Origin of the sequence: Flammeovirga sp. SubArs3, assembly GCF_947387565.1 — a bacterium.
Taxonomy (GTDB): domain Bacteria; phylum Bacteroidota; class Bacteroidia; order Cytophagales; family Flammeovirgaceae; genus Flammeovirga; species Flammeovirga agarivorans.
The window spans coordinates 934,864-951,596 of record NZ_CANDOA010000002.1; the positions used below are offsets into that span (position 1 = coordinate 934,864).

Consider the following 16,733-nt stretch of genomic DNA (forward strand, 5'->3'; position numbering starts at 1 on the left):
AAAATTCCCTTCCCGATGACTTATATTTTATAGAAAGTGTTTTGTTACTTCTAGTATCCTTGATTCTGCTTCAGTTTATTATTTAAATCAAGCTCTCTTTGTGGTATTGGTAAGAATCCTCTTTTTGATGCATCGAAATTGATAATAAAATCATTTTCTACACCGACGTCTCCAGTCATATTTACTCCATTAATAATGTATTTTTCATCATCATGTGTTGGAGGAGTAAGTGTGTATGAAGGGACATCAAGTGTTTGTTTTGCATAATTTAATCCTCTTCGTAATACATCGAAGTATCTGTGACCTTCAAGTGCTAATTCCAAACGTCTTTCTAAATAGATAGCGTCTAAATCTACACTTGCTAAAGGCTGAAGACCTGCTCTGTTTCTTACCTGATTCACATATTGTAATGCTTTCGCATCATTTATTCCTAAGTTCAGTTCTGCTGCCATTAATAAAACATCAGCTAATCTGATATAATGGTAGTTCTGATCGTAGTTTAATTCTGGAGCACCTGCACCTGCATACCTATAAGCATGTGTCGTGTACTTGTTGACAAACATTCCTGTATAGTTGAAGTGTGCTTCCATACCATTGGCATTTGGAGCATCCAATAATTCTTTTGCATAGACGATTGTAGAAGATTTTCTAGTATCACCATCTTCGAATAATGCTTCTAATTGACGGGTAGGAGCACCAAAACCCCAACCTTGTGCTAATAAATCTGACGAGTGACCTCTAGGACCTGACATAATACATTGGTAGTTACCAAGTTTGTTGTGAGACCAATCTCCAGTTCCTGTATTGGCAAAACAGATTTCAAAAAGAACCTCCTTGTTGAAGTTGCCGTTTGCGTTGAATAAATCCGCATAATTTGCTGATAGGCTAGCACCTGAATTTTGAATGATATCTTCAGCCATTGCAATCGCATCAGCTTTAGTAAAAGGTTCATGATCTTCAACAGGCATTGCATCTTTTTGGTAATACCCTGTGTAGAATAAGAACATCTTAACTAGTTCAGCTTTTGCAGCATACTTTGTCAGACGACCAAGGTCACTATCTACATGACGTTCTGCCATAAGTGGGATGGCATTAATCATATTTGCTGCAGCGTATGCATAGCTCTCGTCTGGAGTAGCCTGTTCAATATCTTCCCAGTTATCACCACCTAATGTTTCTCTTACGATAGGTACGTTTTCAAATAGACGTAAGACTTCGAAGTAGTAATGTCCTCTTAGGAAAAGTGCCTCGCCTTCGATATGACTTTTTAACTCTTGCTCATTTGATTTGAACTCGATCTTATCGTAACCTTCTAATAAAGTAGTAGCTCTTTGGATACCTACGTAACATTTTTTCCATGTTTTCTCACCCTGTTGGCTTACTGCTCTAGCATCAAACCTTGCAGCTTGTTGCCATCCTAGCATATCATTTGAATTGGCTCCACCTGGATAAACATCATCTGACATTACATCAGCAGTCATTGCTTGAGGCATGGCTTGCCAATCCAAATTATCATTTCTCAGTAATTCATACGTTCCAATTAAAGCTTGCATAGCTTCAGTAGATGTTCTGAAGAAACTATCCTGATCTTGAGAATCTTTAGGAGTAATTTCGAGAAATTTGGAACAAGAGGTCATCGTCATAAATAATGAGAAGACGACGGTTATATATTTAATGTTTGTTTTCATTGTTGTTTGGTATTAGTTTTTAGAAAGTTACGTTTAGGCCTACTAAGAATGATCTAGCTTGAGGATATGAGCCAAGATCGAAACCTGATCCCATTGCACCACCATGTCCCATTTCAGGGTCAAGACCTGAGTAATCAGTAAATGTCAATAAGTTGTTTCCTGATACATACACTCTAAGTTTTTGCATTTGCATTTTCTGTGAGATATGTGCTGGCAGGGTATAACCAATCTGAACATTTTTTAGTCTTAGGTAAGATGCGTCCTCGATATGTACCATGTCATTCATCCACAGATAGTTGTTGTTTGTATCGTTGTGTGTGAATCTAGGCATGGTGTTACTTCCGTTTTCTGGAGTCCAGCTATTTAAATATCTCGTATTGTAGTTTTGATCAGATAGTAAATCTTGACGAGTCGCAGCATTCATCATTTTTCCTCCTGCTTGACCTTGCCAGAACATTGAGAAATCAAATCCTTTGTATTCAGCTCTTAAAGTGATACCATAGGTCCAATTATGAATCGGAGTACCAATGTCGGTTCTGTCATTTTCGTCGATTACACCATCGCCATTTGTATCAACATATCGGATATCACCTGGTTTGGCATTTGTACCAAACATCTCATTGTAAGCATTGGCCTGCTCTTGATTTTGAATTACACCGTCTGTTTTAAATCCGTAGAAGAATGGAAGTGAGTGCCCTACAGCCATAGCCATATTACCAACGGTGTTGTGAAGGCCATCACCGAAAATAAAACCATCAGTGTTGTTTACTTCTGTTACTTTGTTGTCGTTGTAGGCAACATTACCAGTGATAGAGTATTTGAAAGCACCTTCGTTGTTTTGGTAAGTAAGTGCGAGTTCAATACCTTGGTTTCTTACTGTACCTAAGTTGGTGATAGGATCTTCTTGACCTGTGTAATCAGGAACAGGCTTATTTCCTAAAAGGTCTTGTCTCTCTCTCGAATAGATGTCCACATTGGCTAAGAACATATCATTAAATAAACCTAAGTCGATACCAAAGTTAAACTCGGCAGCAGCTTCCCATCTTAAGTCTGGGTTAGCCATTCTAGTGATTCCATAACCCGGCATAGGTGTTCCGTTAGGTCCAAGTGGATAAGAAGGAGTTGGTCCAAAAGCAGAAAGGTACCCGAAAGGAGGAATGTTCTCATTACCCACTTTACCCCAAGAACCTCTTACTTTTAAGAAATTGATAGTTTCACTATGCTTTAAGAAATCTTCTTGAGTAAGAATCCATCCAGCTTGTACGGATGGGAAGAAACCAAATTGGTGATTAGGACCAAAATTCGAAGATCCATCATAACGTATTGTAGCACTCAATAGATACTTTTCTTTGTAATCATAACCCACTCTACCAAAGAATGACATTAATCTATGGTCGTAGAAGCCACCATTTGTTTTTTGTGAATTATCGTCAGAACCGTTTCCGATATAACCGTAGTCCCAACCTGGTAATTGTAGGTTGTTTCTACCACCCCACATATCAGTACCCGTACTTTGTCGCATGGTCATACCTGCTAGTGCAGAGAACTTATGATCTTCATTGATGGTCCACTCATACATCGCTGTATTTTCCCATTGCCAAGTACTATATTCTCCCATACTTTGGTTCACAGAACTTGTCGCTACTTGATTTACTGAGTTGTAATACGCTTCAGGTTGGTAACCTCTATTGGCCCAAGAACCGATATCCACACCAAAATCTGTTTTTAATGTTAATCCTTTAACTGCTACAGGTTTTACCTCAACAAAGGCATTACCAATAAACTTATTAGAAATATTATCTTCATAAGTGTTATGTAATCTTGCCATAGGGTTAACAATCTCTCTTAGTTGCTGATCAGAGATACCATAATATGCACCATTTTGCCCTGTTACTGGGTTGTATTGGTTAGGATTATATACTGGTGGAATTTGGTAAGTATCGTATTCGTCATTTTTATCATAGGCATATACTGGAGTTAATGGATCATGTAATAATGCATTCTGTATGGCTCCACCAAATTGTTCATTTTCATTAATGCCTGATCTTTCCTCTCTCACAAAAGTGGCATTTACACCTACCTTAACAGATTCTGAAACTTTATGTGATGAGTTTAAACGGAAAGTATATCTTTCAAATTGAGATTTTTCAGGAGCTACAATACCTTCTTGTCCGAAATACCCAAAACTAGCTAGGTAGTTAGATGTTTCTGTACCCCCAGAAGTCGAGATACTATGGTTTTGGATTGGTGCTGATTGAAAAATTTGATCTTGCCAATTTGTATCGTGCTTAGGATTGTTGATTTGATCACTAGAAAAAATAGCATCCCCACCAGAATTTATAGATCCTTGGTTATGTAAGGTCATGTACTGTTGAGCGTTCAAAAGTGGAGATTGTCTCCATGCATTTTGAATTCCATAATACCCGTCGTAAGTGACAGTAGACTTACCTGCTTTTCCTTTTTTAGTTGTGATCATTACTACACCATTGGCACCTCTTGAACCATAAATAGCTGAAGAAGCTGCATCCTTTAATACTTCCATCGACTCAATGTCATTTGGATTTAGGAAATTGATGTCGTCCACTTGCATTCCATCGACTACAAATAGAGGGCTGTTATTTCCGTTTGATCCAGTTCCACGAATCCTAATATCTACACCTGCACCTGGTTGTCCAGAAACGTTTGTAACCAGAACACCTGGTGTTCTACCTTGTAAAGACTGAGCTGCATTGCCGATAGGTGTTTCCGTTATCTCATCTGATTTAACTGATGCAATGGCTCCAGTAACTACAGATTTCTTTTGAACACCGTAACCAACAACTACAACTTCTTCTAGTTGTTCGACATCTTCTTCTAGTTGAATTTCAAAATTACTTCTAGACCCGATGTCTATAGTTTGTGTTTTATATCCGATGAATGACACTACTAATCTTTTGTGTCCTTCTGATATTCTTAAATTGAATTTTCCATCGAAGTCGGTAATAGATCCGATCTGAGTTCCTTCAATAGATACATTTACTCCCGGTAAAGGCATTTCATCCCTAGTGTCGACAATAGTTCCAGAGATAGTTCTTTCCTGTGCTAATACATTTATTGATGATAGGAGTACCATGGCAATAAATTGCATCAGTAGTATTGGTTTTACTTTCATAAAGTATTCTTGTAAGTGATTATTAGTTTTAGTTACATCTCATTTCAAATTCTGCAGATATTTTTAGCGAGATCGCGATGACACTGCAATGATAGAGAGAATAAGTGTATAAAAGCAATTACTCGAATAACTGTAAATCAAGGGCGTATCAATTAAAAAATAATTTTAAAGATTTGATTTAGAGTTGACTTCATGATTGTAAAAAATGTTACTAAAATGGATCTATCAGTTAAAAAAAATCCATTCTTAACAAGAATTACGATAAAGGTAGTAAAGTTTTGGGAATTTTAATAAAGTTTATCCTCGAACTAAAGAAAAATTCAGATAAAAGTGGATAGTTCTTAAAATAGTAAAAATAAAGCCACCAAATATCTCTATTTATAGACCCATTTTTTTGTTTTGAAGTTGTTTCTAGAAAGTGAAAGTTCTTGAATCTTTAAAAATGTATTAGTGAAGGAATCAATCGCGTCAATTTTTCTTTTAATAAAATTGTTATGAATAAATATTCATTTTTCAGCTTATTTATACCCAATAATTCTACAACTTTTTCTACTTTTTTTGATGGATAAAAACATCACGATTCAGTCACCTCCTAATTGTTATATTTTTTTACAACATTAACTCAAAATGCATACTACATTTTTACTACATTAACATAAAAATCGCTGTTTTTGATGTTGTTTAAGTACATTTTTCTATAATTTAGCATCACATTACTAAAATTGTTAGGTCTACATTTATTGGATAGTTTTAAATCGTTTGCCGGATTCATTTAGAGAAAGAATAAGTACTACTTTTTATTTCGCTTTAGATCTAATAATAGACGAAACTAACGCAACATATTATTGAAGAAGAGAAATGAATGAAAAAATATCTATTAAAGAAAAAATAGGTTATGCTCTGGGTGATGGAGCAGCAAATATCGCTTGGAGAGGTGTAGCTACTTTTTTGTTAATTTTTTACACTGATGTATTTGGGATTGCACCAGCAGCTGTAGGATTATTAATGTTTTTTGCTCGATCATTTGATGGAGTAAGTGATGTTTTTATGGGTATGGTTGGTGATCAAACAAAATCTAAGTACGGAAAGTTTAGGCCATGGATTTTATGGACGGCCATACCACTAGGAATGATTTTATCACTTCTGTTTACAACTCCTGATTTGTCAGACAGCGGTAAACTTATATATGCATACGTAACTTATATATTATTTACTTTAATTTATACGGCTAATAATATCCCATATGGAGCATTAATGGCAGTAATGACGGGTGATGATAAAGAACGTACAAGTATTGGTTCATATAGAATGGTAGGTGCTTTTGCAGGAGGAATGTTGGTTCAAGGTACCTTACTGTATTTAGTGACCACTTTTGGTAATGTGAACCCAACTATCGATATGGTAAGATTGTCTGAAGATACCGCCAAAGTAACTGTTTCTGCGGCTATTGACGTACCAAATGCCTATATCAAAACCAAAGATGGGATTGCAACTTTTAAGTGGGGAGGCGATAAAGATGACACTCCTACACAGAGTAAAAGTTTTAATTTAGAAGCAGATAAAGAATATACTTTTATAGTTAATGGAGAAAGAAATCTATCTACAGATAATATTTCTATCATTAACCAAAAAAAGGGATATAGCTATTCGATTTACTTAATGTCTGCTTTTCTAACGGGCTTTATGTTTATCACATTCTTTAGTACGAAAGAAAGAGTGAAAGCTCCTGTAGCCCAGAAAACAAACCTCAAGAAAGATTTTAGAGACTTAATACATAATAAGCCATGGCTGGTATTACTATGTATAGGGTTGCTATTCAATATATATAATGCCATAAAGCAAGGGATAGTAGTAATCTATTTTACTCATTATCTACATGACCAATTAATGGCGGCAACGTATATGGTTGGGTTAACATTAGTATCGATTCTAGGTGCAATGGTTACTGCTCCGATTAGTAAAAAGATGGGGAAGAAAAACTTATTTATCTCTGCACTAGTCTTTTCTGGAGTAATCAATGCTTTAATAGTACTGTGTAATAAATCTGATATCACCGGTATTTTTGTTCTGGGTATGTTGTCAGAATTTGCTGCAGCGATATTTCCAACTTTATTCTTTGCCATGTTAGGTGATGCAGCCGATTACTCAGAGTATAAGAATGGAAGAAGGGCAACGGGTCTTGTATATTCCGCTGGTTCATTTGCGACCAAATTTGGTGGTGGTATAGCTGCTTCAATAATTGGTTTTGTATTATCAATGTACAACTATGATGGGTTGGATTCCTCATCTATCCAAGGGGCAATACCTGGTATTATTATGTTGATGAGTTGGGTACCGTCATTGATTGCAGTATTAGCTGCAGCCTTGATGATGCTGTATCCATTGGATGATGATAAATTATCCGAAATCACAACAGAATTAAGTAACAGAAGAATTCAAGAAAAAAATCAAGCTTCCACTGATTTGTCATCAGAAGAATTAGTGAACGCATAACAAACTAAGAAATAATATAAATATTAAAGATACGATCATGAAATACGGTTTTTTTGATGATGCTAACAGAGAATATGTAATTACAGATCCCAAAACTCCATTTCCTTGGATAAACTATTTGGGTAATCATGACTTTTTCTCTCTTGTTTCAAATACAGCAGGTGGCTATTCTTTTTATAAAGATGCTAAGTTTAGAAGACTAAATAGATATAGATATAACAATGTACCAATGGATAATGGTGGTCGTTATTTTTATATCAATGATGGAGAAAATATTTGGTCTCCAGGATGGAAACCTGTCAAAACACCTTTAGATCATTACGAATGTCGTCATGGATTGAGTTATACGACAATCAAAGGTCAGAAAGCAGATATCGAAGCCGAAGTAACATTTTTTGTTCCATTAAATGCTTGGGCAGAGGTACAAAAAATGAAATTGACCAATAAAGGGAAAACTGAGAAGACTTTTAAACTTTTCTCTTATAATGAATGGTGTTTATGGAACGCTGAAGATGATCAAAATAACCTACAGCGTAATTTATCTACAGGAGAAGTAGAAATTGATGGAGCAACTTTATACCATAAAACAGAATATAAAGAACGTAGAAACCATTATGCTTTCTATCATCTGAATCAGGAAATTGATGGTTATGATACAGATAGAGAGTCTTTTATTGGTTTGTATAATGAATTCTCTAATCCTAGAGCAGTATTGGATGGAAAACCATCAAATTCAGAAGCTCATGGTTGGTCTCCAATAGCATCTCATTACAAAGAAATTACTTTAGCTCCGGGTGAGAGTACTGATTTGATCTTTATTCTTGGATATATTGAGAATGAAGAGGAGGAAAAATGGGAGAGTAAAGGAGTAATCAATAAAACAAAAGCAAAAGCTTTAATTGATCAATACAATACCGTTGAAAAAGTAGATGCGGCTTTAAAAGAATTGGCTGATTATTGGACGGAGTTACTTTCAGTCATCACATTGAACCACGCTGATGATAAACTTAACAGAATGGTCAATATCTGGAACCAATACCAATGTATGGTCACTTTCAATATGTCAAGATCTGCTTCTTTCTTTGAAGTAGGTATTGGTCGTGGTATGGGTTTTAGAGATTCAAATCAGGATCTAATTGGTTTTGTACATCAAGTTCCAGAAAGAGCGAGAGAGAGAATTATTGACATTGCTTCCACACAGTTCCCTGATGGTGGCTGTTATCATCAATATCAACCTTTAACAAAAAGAGGAAATGATGCTATTGGTGGTGGATTTAATGATGATCCAATGTGGTTGATCTTAGGTACGGTAAGTTATATCAAAGAATCTGGAGACTTCTCTATCTTAGATGAAATGGTACCTTTTGATAATGACCCTAGTCTAGCTCAAACGTTGTTTGATCACTTAACTATATCTTTCAATCATGTGATCAATAATCTAGGGCCAAATGGTTTACCATTGATAGGAAGAGCAGACTGGAATGATTGTCTCAACTTGAATTGTTTCTCTAAAGATCCAAACGAGTCGTTCCAAACTACGGAGAATAACACTGAAGGTTCTAAGGCAGAATCAGTAATGATTGCAGGTTTATTTGTAGTATACGGTACTGATTATGTTGCTCTTTGCCAAGAGTTAGGGAAGACTGAGGAAGCAGAAAGAGCACAGAATTGTGTAGATGCCATGAAAGAAGCTGTGAAGCAATTTGGCTGGGATGGTGAATGGTTCTTAAGAGCTTACGACTTCTACGGAAATAAAGTAGGTAGCGATGAAAATGAAGAGGGTAAAATCTTTATCGAATCTCAAGGTTGGTGCTCAATGGCCGAAATAGGTCTGGAAGAAGGAATGGTAGAAAAGGCATTGGATAGCGTAAAAGAACGTTTGGACACTCCATACGGTATTGTGCTTAATAACCCTGCCTTTACAGAATATAAAATCGAATACGGTGAGATTTCTACTTACCCGGCTGGGTATAAAGAGAATGCAGGTATCTTCTGTCATAATAACCCTTGGATTATGATTGGAGAGACAAAATTAGGTAGAGGAAACCAAGCATGGGAATACTTCAAACAGATTTGTCCTGCTTATCTAGAAGATATCCACGATTTACATAAAGTTGAACCGTATGTTTACTGCCAAATGATTGCAGGAAAAGATGCATATAAGCCAGGCGAAGGTAAAAACTCTTGGTTATCGGGTACAGCAGCATGGAATTTCTATACAGTAGTGCAACATATTTTAGGCGTTAGCCCTGAATATAAAGGACTAAAAGTCGATCCTTGTATTCCAAATGAATGGGATACCTATTCAATCAATAGGAAGTTTAGAGGTGGAGAATATGCAATTACAATTAGTAACCCTGACAAAGTAAGTAAAGGAGTAGCAAAATTAATTGTAAATGGCGAAGTGATTGAAGGGAACATCATCCCAGACTTAGGTGAAGGAAATCATAAAGTTGAGGTGATAATGGGAACTACTTCATTAGTAGATTCTGCCTCAGCTGAAGCAGTTGTTGCAGAGTAAATAAGTAATATAATATAATAATGAAAAAGCCTTCCTGAGCAATTGGGGAGTTTTTTTAGTATATATACGGGTCGTATTAAGTACATAAATCTATGTTTGTTATGTTTTTTAGATATTTTATACGTATTATTGCTTAATTTTTTACGCAAAACGTGTTTCATATTACTTTCACCAGACAACAAACTATTACTATAATATGATTAAACTATTCACCTTAATTCTAGGCATAATTATGCCCTCTCTTTGTTATGCCGTAGATTCAACGAACAACTCTCCATTGATAAATCAAGATACCTTGTGGGTATTAGTATGTGCGATTCTTGTATTTTTAATGCAAGCAGGATTTAAAACATTAGAGACTGGCTTAGTAAAGAAAGAACATAAAGCAGGTGTGGGAGCCAAAAACCTTTTAGATATGGTCGCCGGTATTATGGGCTTCTTTTTGATTGGTTATTCTTTTATGTTCGGAGAAAGTCTATGGGGATTTATTGGACTTGATACCAATTTAATGGTAGGGAATCATTTTACAAATGGAGACCTAAATATTAATGGTACCGTATTTTTCTTATTCCAAGTTGCCTTTGCAGGAACAGCTTTAACTATTGTTTCTGGAGCCATGTCAGGCAGAACAGGAGTTTTACCTTATTTTATAGGTTCTATAGTGACTGCAATTATTATTTATCCAATTTTTGGTCACTGGGCTTGGGGTAACCTATTATTTAGCAGTAACCATGCTTGGTTGGCAGAACTTGGTTTCCTTGATTTTGCTGGATCTACTGTTGTACATACACTAGGAGCAACTGTAGGTTTAGTAGGTATGATCTTAGTAGGACCAAGATTGGGCCGATTTGATAGAAAAGGAAAGGTCTTACCTATTAAAGTAGCTGATTATTCATACAGTATCCTTGGTGTAATGTTGCTTTGGGTAGGCTGGTGGGGCTTCAACGGAGGTAGTACATTAAAATTTGATGTTTCGGTATTCGAGATTATTTTAAATACTAACCTAGCCGCTGCAGGTGCTGGATTCTCAGCATTCTTAATGTGTTACTTTTTCCAAGATAGATCAGAGCTTATTGAAAAACTAATGGGCGGTGCACTTACAGGTTTAGTAGCCATTACCGCTTGTTGTAATATTGTGACTCCTTTAAATGCATTAATTATAGGATTGTTAGCAGGTATTATCCATAACCTTTCTTTCGATTTAATTCTACGAGTATTTAAATTAGATGATCCTGTAGGAGCAATTCCTGTTCATGGATTCGGAGGTATCTTTGGTACTCTAGCTGTAGCACTTTTTGGTAAGGAAGAATTATTAGTTCTACCAAGATGGGAACAATTATTAGTTCAAGCTATAGGTATTGAAGTGTGTATTGCTTTTACAGTAGTAATTGCATTTATCATGTTTAAATTGATAAAAGTAACTTATGGATTAAGAGTAGCACCTGAGCAAGAACTTGAAGGAATGCTTATCGGTAGAAATATGCCAGAAGAATTCTACCAAGAAGAAGGTGTTGTTAAAGTACAATATGTGTCGATGAAAGTGTCTGATAAAGGTTACAACTTAATTAACTTTAAAGACTTCGTTGCTTTTAATAAGCAATACCGTGAACAATTGATACAAGCGGAAAAAGTTAACTTTATCGATAGTAAGGGTAAAAAAGTGGACAATGCCACTGCTCTTAAACAATTGGCTATCCTTCTTAAGGAACCTTTAAAAGAAAATAATTTACCTAGCGTAGGGTAATCGTTATTCTTACCTATTAAATATAGAAAGTAGTGAAACACGAAATTAAGTATTAATAGACACTTAGTTTATATATATAATAAAGCCAGAGTTGAATTGAATGACTCTGGCTTTTTCTTATATAAAGAGAATCGAACCAATCTTTAACATATCCTGTTTTTTATATAGATATATATTCAAAGAATCTATTTTTGATATCAGAAAAGCGTATTCTTAAAGTAGCTTAATAGTAATAAAAGGTATATAACCCATAAGCATTTAAAGTTCTCATGATCCTCTTTTGATTACTTATATTGTTTTCACTAGTTAGATAAAACTAATAGGAAAAAACAGGCTCATTAGAAAAGTATAATTTTCTGAGTCAATCTTTATATTAAGCGAATTGAGAACTTTTAAATATGCCCCATTCACATAAATTTTAAATAAATACGTAACTAAAGTGTATTTTTAACGTTTAAAATTTACTATATTATTGTAAGAGAATTACAATTGAATTATTTTTGTAACCACACACATACTTATATAAACACTATCAGAAATGAGCCAGGTAAATACTGATATATTATCCACCCAACTTGATTTCAAGTGGAGTTTGAAGTTCAAAAGTGGTTTAGTACATGCTGCTACTTTTGCATTCAGAGTATTATCCAATGATCCTCTTGTTAGTAGAGTAAAAACAGAAAAAATTCATAGAGAGTTATTAACCAATAGCACATTCCGTAGAACATTTGGGATAGAAGATGTTAATCACGATGAATTAGTAGTTTATTCTACAAATATTAGTTCAAGTACTCAAGAATTAGATAGGAAGATGCATCAATTCCAGCGTTGGGTGAGGCAAGCTCAAAGAGATGCCAACATAATTATTGAAAAATTTTCACCAACTATTTAAAAAAAAGCAGAGATTACGTAGAAAATAATCTCTGCTTTTTTATTACGTATAAGTACTTAATTGTGTTGTAACTAACTGTTGTACAGTTTGTTTACTAAGTTGTACTGCAAAAACGCAGTTTTTGACATGATTTAAAAACATTTTTCCATCTGCTTAATTCCCTAAATAACTTTTAATAATCACTTTATGTTTGCGTAAGAACTAAGTAAAAATACTTATTTAACAACAACAAAGCGTAAGCAAAAATGAAAAAACTAATCTACACTATTGTATTGCTATTGTGTGCAGCGGTAACAGAAGTAACAGCACAAGAATTCAAGCTCTCAGCAGAAATCCGTCCAAGATCTGAACTAAGAAATGGTTTTAAGAAATTGAGAACAGATACTCAAGAACCAGCATTTTTTACAGAACAAAGATCTCGTTTAAATCTTGATTACAAATCTGATAACATTATCATGAGATTGTCATTACAAGATGTACGTTTATGGGGATCAACAAACCAAATTTATAAAACTGACCCTAACGCTTTAACTAATATCTCTGAAGCATGGGCACAGTACAATTTCAATGAGAAAATTGGTGTAAAAGTAGGTCGTCAAATCATTTCTTATGATAACCAAAGATTTTTAGGTGGTTTAGAATGGGCACAACAAGGTAGAAGACATGATGCTGCTTTATTTATCTATGATGATAAAGCTTCTAAATTCAAATTTCATGTAGGTCTTGCATTTAACCAAGCAGGTTTCGAACCAGGTAAACTTGTAGGTAATGATTATACAGGTGTAAATAACTATAAAGCAATGGAATACATCTGGGCGCACAAAGATTGGGAAACTGGTAAATTATCAGCTCTAGTATTCAACGATGCATTCCAATATGGATCAACTTCAGATAGTGTTTCTCAAAGACAAACTTTAGGTTTAGTAGGTAGCAAAAGCTTTGGTGGTTTAACAGTAGCAGGTGAAGGTTACTACCAAACAGGTACTTTAGGTATGGCAGATGTTAATGCTTACATGTTAGACTTAAACTTAACAGTTAAAACTAAAGTAACTCCAATTACATTAGGTTACCAAGTACTTTCAGGTGGTGATGCTGAGTCAGGTGAAATGAAAAACTTTGCTCCAGCTTACGGTACAAACCACAAGTTCAATGGTTTTATGGATTACTTCTATGTAGGTAACGCTCACAACGATAAGAAAGGTAATAGTGCAGGTCTTCAAGATATTTACTTAAATACTGCATTCAAAGTTGGTAAAGGTACATTCAAAGCTCAATTACACCAGTTTATCTCAGCAGTAGATATCTACAATACTGTTGAAGGATCTGATTCACAATTCGAAAAAGTATCATCAAACTTAGGTACTGAGATTGACTTAATCTACGCTAGATCGTTAGGTAAAGATGCTTCATTATTAGTTGGTTACTCACAAATGTTTGCTACTTCATCAATGGAAGTGTTAAAAGGTGGTAACGCTGACTTGATCAACAACTGGGCATTTGTAATGTTAACTTTCAAGCCGACACTATTCGTTTCAAAAGCAAAAAAAGAAGCTAATAACTAAACATATAGATTAATGATAATGGAGATCAGCCACTCCATTATCATTAACCAATCTTCTTTCAACAATCATCAAAAAATATACTCATGAAAAAGTTATTATCAAGATCACTTTCTACTGTAGTAGCGAGTGTGGCATTAGCTACAGTGATGTTTAGCTGTGGATCATCGAAAACATCGTCAGAAACACAATCAAACGTTACAGTATCAGCATCAAAGACAAAGCAGTTAGACATTGAAAAGCCACAGTTAACATTTGGTTTTATCAAGCTAACAGATATGGCACCTTTAGCCATCGCAAAAGAATTAGGTTACTTCGAAGATGAAGGGCTTTTCGTAACTATCGAAGCTCAATCTAACTGGAAAAACGTATTAGACAGAGTTATTGATGGTCAGTTAGACGGATCACACATGTTAGCAGGTCAGCCAATTGCTGCTGGTGCTGGTTTTGGTCGTCAAGCAGACTTAGTAACTTCTTTCTCAATGGACTTAAATGGTAATGGTATCACAGTATCTAATGATGTTTGGTCTAAAATGAAGCCAAATGTACCAAAAGATGCTGAAGGTAAGCCAGTACATCCAATTAAAGCAGACGCATTAGTACCTGTAATTAAGGAGTACAAAAACGAAGGAAAAGCATTCAAAATGGGTATGGTATTCCCTGTATCTACGCACAACTATGAGATTAGATATTGGTTAGCTGCAGCAGGTGTACACCCAGGTTACTATACAAAAGAAAATATTCAAGGTCAGGTAGATGCTGATGTATTACTTTCAGTAACACCTCCACCACAAATGCCAGCAACATTAGAAGCAGGTACAATCTTCGGTTATTGTGTAGGTGAGCCTTGGAACCAACAAGCGGTATTTAAAGGAATTGGTGTTCCAGTAACTACTAACTACGATATCTGGAAAAACAACCCTGAGAAAGTATTCGTAATGACGAAAGAGTTTACTGAAAAGTATCCTAACACAGCTACTGCTGTAACTAAAGCATTAATTAGAGCTGGTAAGTGGTTAGATGAGCCAGGAAACAGAGCGAAAGCTGTAGGTATTTTATCAATGCCAGAATATGTTGGTGCTGATTCAGTTGTAATTGCAAACTCAATGACTGGTACTTTCGAATTCGAAAAAGGAGACAAGCGTTCGATGCCTGACTTCAACGTATTCTTCCGTCATAACGCAACTTATCCTTTCTATTCTGATGGTGTGTGGTTCTTAACTCAAATGAGACGTTGGGGACAAATTCCAACAGCTAAATCAAAAGGTTGGTACGACGAAACAATCAAGAAAATTTACAGACCAGACATCTGGGAAAAAGCTGCAAAATTATTGGTTGAAGAAGGTCACTTATCTCAATCTGACATCCCACAAACAGATGGTTATAAAGCACCTACTAAAGATTTTATCGATGGTGTATCGTATGATGGAAAAGATCCAATCGGTTACATCAATAGCTTTAAAATTGGTAACAAAGACGGGGCAATGTAATTCAATCTATGAAGTATGAACGGTAGAAATATCGTTCATACTTCCACTAACAAATCAATTATCATCATATCAGTACAAACTAATTAAGATCATGAAAGAGAAAATTTTACATCTAACAGGCATTCAAGCTTTCTTAACCCCTTGGGTAAACATATTCAAAGGTGAAGAGACTAAAAAGAACATTAACGTACTTATAAAATCTTATTTATTTCCTTTACTATCTATTTTGCTATTTGTATTAGTATGGCATACAGGTTCAAGTTATCTGTATAACAAAGAAGCTACTGCAAGAATCGAGAAAGCAAGAGTAGAGCAAGGAGAAGCTGCAGCTTTAGAAATTCAAAATTGTATTTATTCAGGTGATATTAGCTGTCAGCCGAATACACTTCCTTCACCAACTAAAGTTTGGGAAGCATATCTTTCACTTTTAGCAGATCATAAGATCATCTCACAAAAGAAAGATGCTTTTGAAGTGAAAGTAGCTAAAACTAACGAAAAACGTATTGCAGAAGGAAAATCACCAATTACATATACAGGTCGTCCTTCATTTGTAGACCAAATTGGTACTAGTTTAAAAACGGTGTTTGCAGGTTTCTTATTAGCAGCATTTATTGCTATTCCTATCGGTATTATCATCGGTTTATCTGCAACATTAAGAACATCTTTTAACTGGTTGATTCAAATTTTAAAGCCAGTATCACCAGTAGTTTGGTTATTACTTGTATTCATGATTGTAAAGACATTAATGTCTGATTCTGATATGGATAAGTCGTTTATGATTTCATTTATCTCTGTAGGTTTATGTTCTATGTGGGCAACTTTGGTTAACACTTCTATGGGAGTTTCTACAGTAGATAAAGACTTTGTAAATGTAGCAAGAGTATTAAAGTTAAGCATCGGTCAAAATATATTTAAAGTAGTTCTTCCTTCATCATTACCAATGATTTTTACAGGATTAAGAATTACACTTTCGGTAGCATGGATGGTATTGATTGCTATTGAGTTATTAGCTCAGTCTCCAGGTTTAGGTTCATTTGTTTGGGAAGAATTCCAGAATGGTGCAAATGATTCCAATGCAAAAATCATCGTAGCCATGTTCGTAATCGGTCTAATTGGTTTCATGTTAGATAGAATTATGATGGTAATCCAAAAGATGATGTCGTTTAACAAAGATGTAGCTTAAAACGTAGGAGAT

The 16,733-nt window shown here is 35.1% G+C and carries 9 protein-coding genes; 7 read left to right on the forward strand and 2 right to left on the reverse strand.

Annotated features, from left to right (window positions below; all coding sequences use genetic code 11):
* Positions 1-50: 50 nt before the first annotated feature.
* The gene (locus tag QL232_RS08395; RefSeq protein WP_281613773.1) at positions 51-1,688 is read right to left on the reverse strand and encodes a RagB/SusD family nutrient uptake outer membrane protein; all 1,638 of its coding nucleotides are present in this window, start codon (positions 1,686-1,688) and stop codon (positions 51-53) included.
* Between the two features lie 19 nt (positions 1,689-1,707).
* Positions 1,708-4,839, reverse strand: coding sequence for a TonB-dependent receptor (locus tag QL232_RS08400; RefSeq protein ID WP_281613774.1), 3,132 nt, complete (start codon positions 4,837-4,839; stop codon positions 1,708-1,710).
* A gap of 858 nt (positions 4,840-5,697) precedes the next feature.
* Between QL232_RS08400 and QL232_RS08405 the strand changes: the two genes are divergently transcribed.
* The 7 genes from QL232_RS08405 to QL232_RS08435 all read left to right on the forward strand — a co-directional run bounded on the left by QL232_RS08405 (position 5,698) and on the right by QL232_RS08435 (position 16,721).
* Positions 5,698-7,332, forward strand: a complete 1,635-nt coding sequence (locus QL232_RS08405) for an MFS transporter (RefSeq protein ID WP_281613775.1) — start codon at positions 5,698-5,700, stop codon at positions 7,330-7,332.
* Positions 7,333-7,369: 37 nt separating this feature from the next.
* A complete protein-coding gene (locus QL232_RS08410) occupies positions 7,370-9,853 on the forward strand; it encodes a hypothetical protein (protein ID WP_281613776.1) in 2,484 nt (827 codons plus the stop codon).
* Between the two features lie 196 nt (positions 9,854-10,049).
* Positions 10,050-11,597 (forward strand): ammonium transporter, encoded by a 1,548-nt coding sequence (locus tag QL232_RS08415; RefSeq protein ID WP_281613777.1) that lies wholly within the window; start codon positions 10,050-10,052, stop codon positions 11,595-11,597.
* Between the two features lie 538 nt (positions 11,598-12,135).
* Positions 12,136-12,489 carry a hypothetical protein gene (locus QL232_RS08420; protein ID WP_168881054.1) on the forward strand — a complete coding sequence of 118 codons (354 nt, stop codon included), beginning with the start codon at positions 12,136-12,138 and terminating at the stop codon, positions 12,487-12,489.
* A 245-nt stretch (positions 12,490-12,734) separates the two neighbouring features.
* Complete coding sequence (locus QL232_RS08425) at positions 12,735-14,051, forward strand: alginate export family protein (RefSeq protein WP_281613778.1); 1,317 nt, start codon at positions 12,735-12,737, stop codon at positions 14,049-14,051.
* Between the two features lie 83 nt (positions 14,052-14,134).
* Positions 14,135-15,538, forward strand: coding sequence for a CmpA/NrtA family ABC transporter substrate-binding protein (locus QL232_RS08430; protein WP_168881056.1), 1,404 nt, complete (start codon positions 14,135-14,137; stop codon positions 15,536-15,538).
* A 91-nt stretch (positions 15,539-15,629) separates the two neighbouring features.
* Positions 15,630-16,721: an ABC transporter permease subunit gene (locus tag QL232_RS08435; RefSeq protein WP_168881057.1), complete on the forward strand. Its 1,092-nt coding sequence runs from the start codon at positions 15,630-15,632 to the stop codon at positions 16,719-16,721.
* Positions 16,722-16,733 lie beyond the last annotated feature (12 nt).

Excerpts from the sequence above, each read along its gene's own strand:
- QL232_RS08395 (WP_281613773.1), bottom strand. The coding sequence starts at position 1,688 with ATGAAAACAAACATTAAATATATAACCGTCGTCTTCTCATTATTTATG.
- QL232_RS08400 (WP_281613774.1), bottom strand. The coding sequence starts at position 4,839 with ATGAAAGTAAAACCAATACTACTGATGCAATTTATTGCCATGGTACTC.
- QL232_RS08405 (WP_281613775.1), top strand. The coding sequence starts at position 5,698 with ATGAATGAAAAAATATCTATTAAAGAAAAAATAGGTTATGCTCTGGGT.
- QL232_RS08410 (WP_281613776.1), top strand. The coding sequence starts at position 7,370 with ATGAAATACGGTTTTTTTGATGATGCTAACAGAGAATATGTAATTACA.
- QL232_RS08415 (WP_281613777.1), top strand. The coding sequence starts at position 10,050 with ATGATTAAACTATTCACCTTAATTCTAGGCATAATTATGCCCTCTCTT.
- QL232_RS08420 (WP_168881054.1), top strand. The coding sequence starts at position 12,136 with ATGAGCCAGGTAAATACTGATATATTATCCACCCAACTTGATTTCAAG.
- QL232_RS08425 (WP_281613778.1), top strand. The coding sequence starts at position 12,735 with ATGAAAAAACTAATCTACACTATTGTATTGCTATTGTGTGCAGCGGTA.
- QL232_RS08430 (WP_168881056.1), top strand. The coding sequence starts at position 14,135 with ATGAAAAAGTTATTATCAAGATCACTTTCTACTGTAGTAGCGAGTGTG.
- QL232_RS08435 (WP_168881057.1), top strand. The coding sequence starts at position 15,630 with ATGAAAGAGAAAATTTTACATCTAACAGGCATTCAAGCTTTCTTAACC.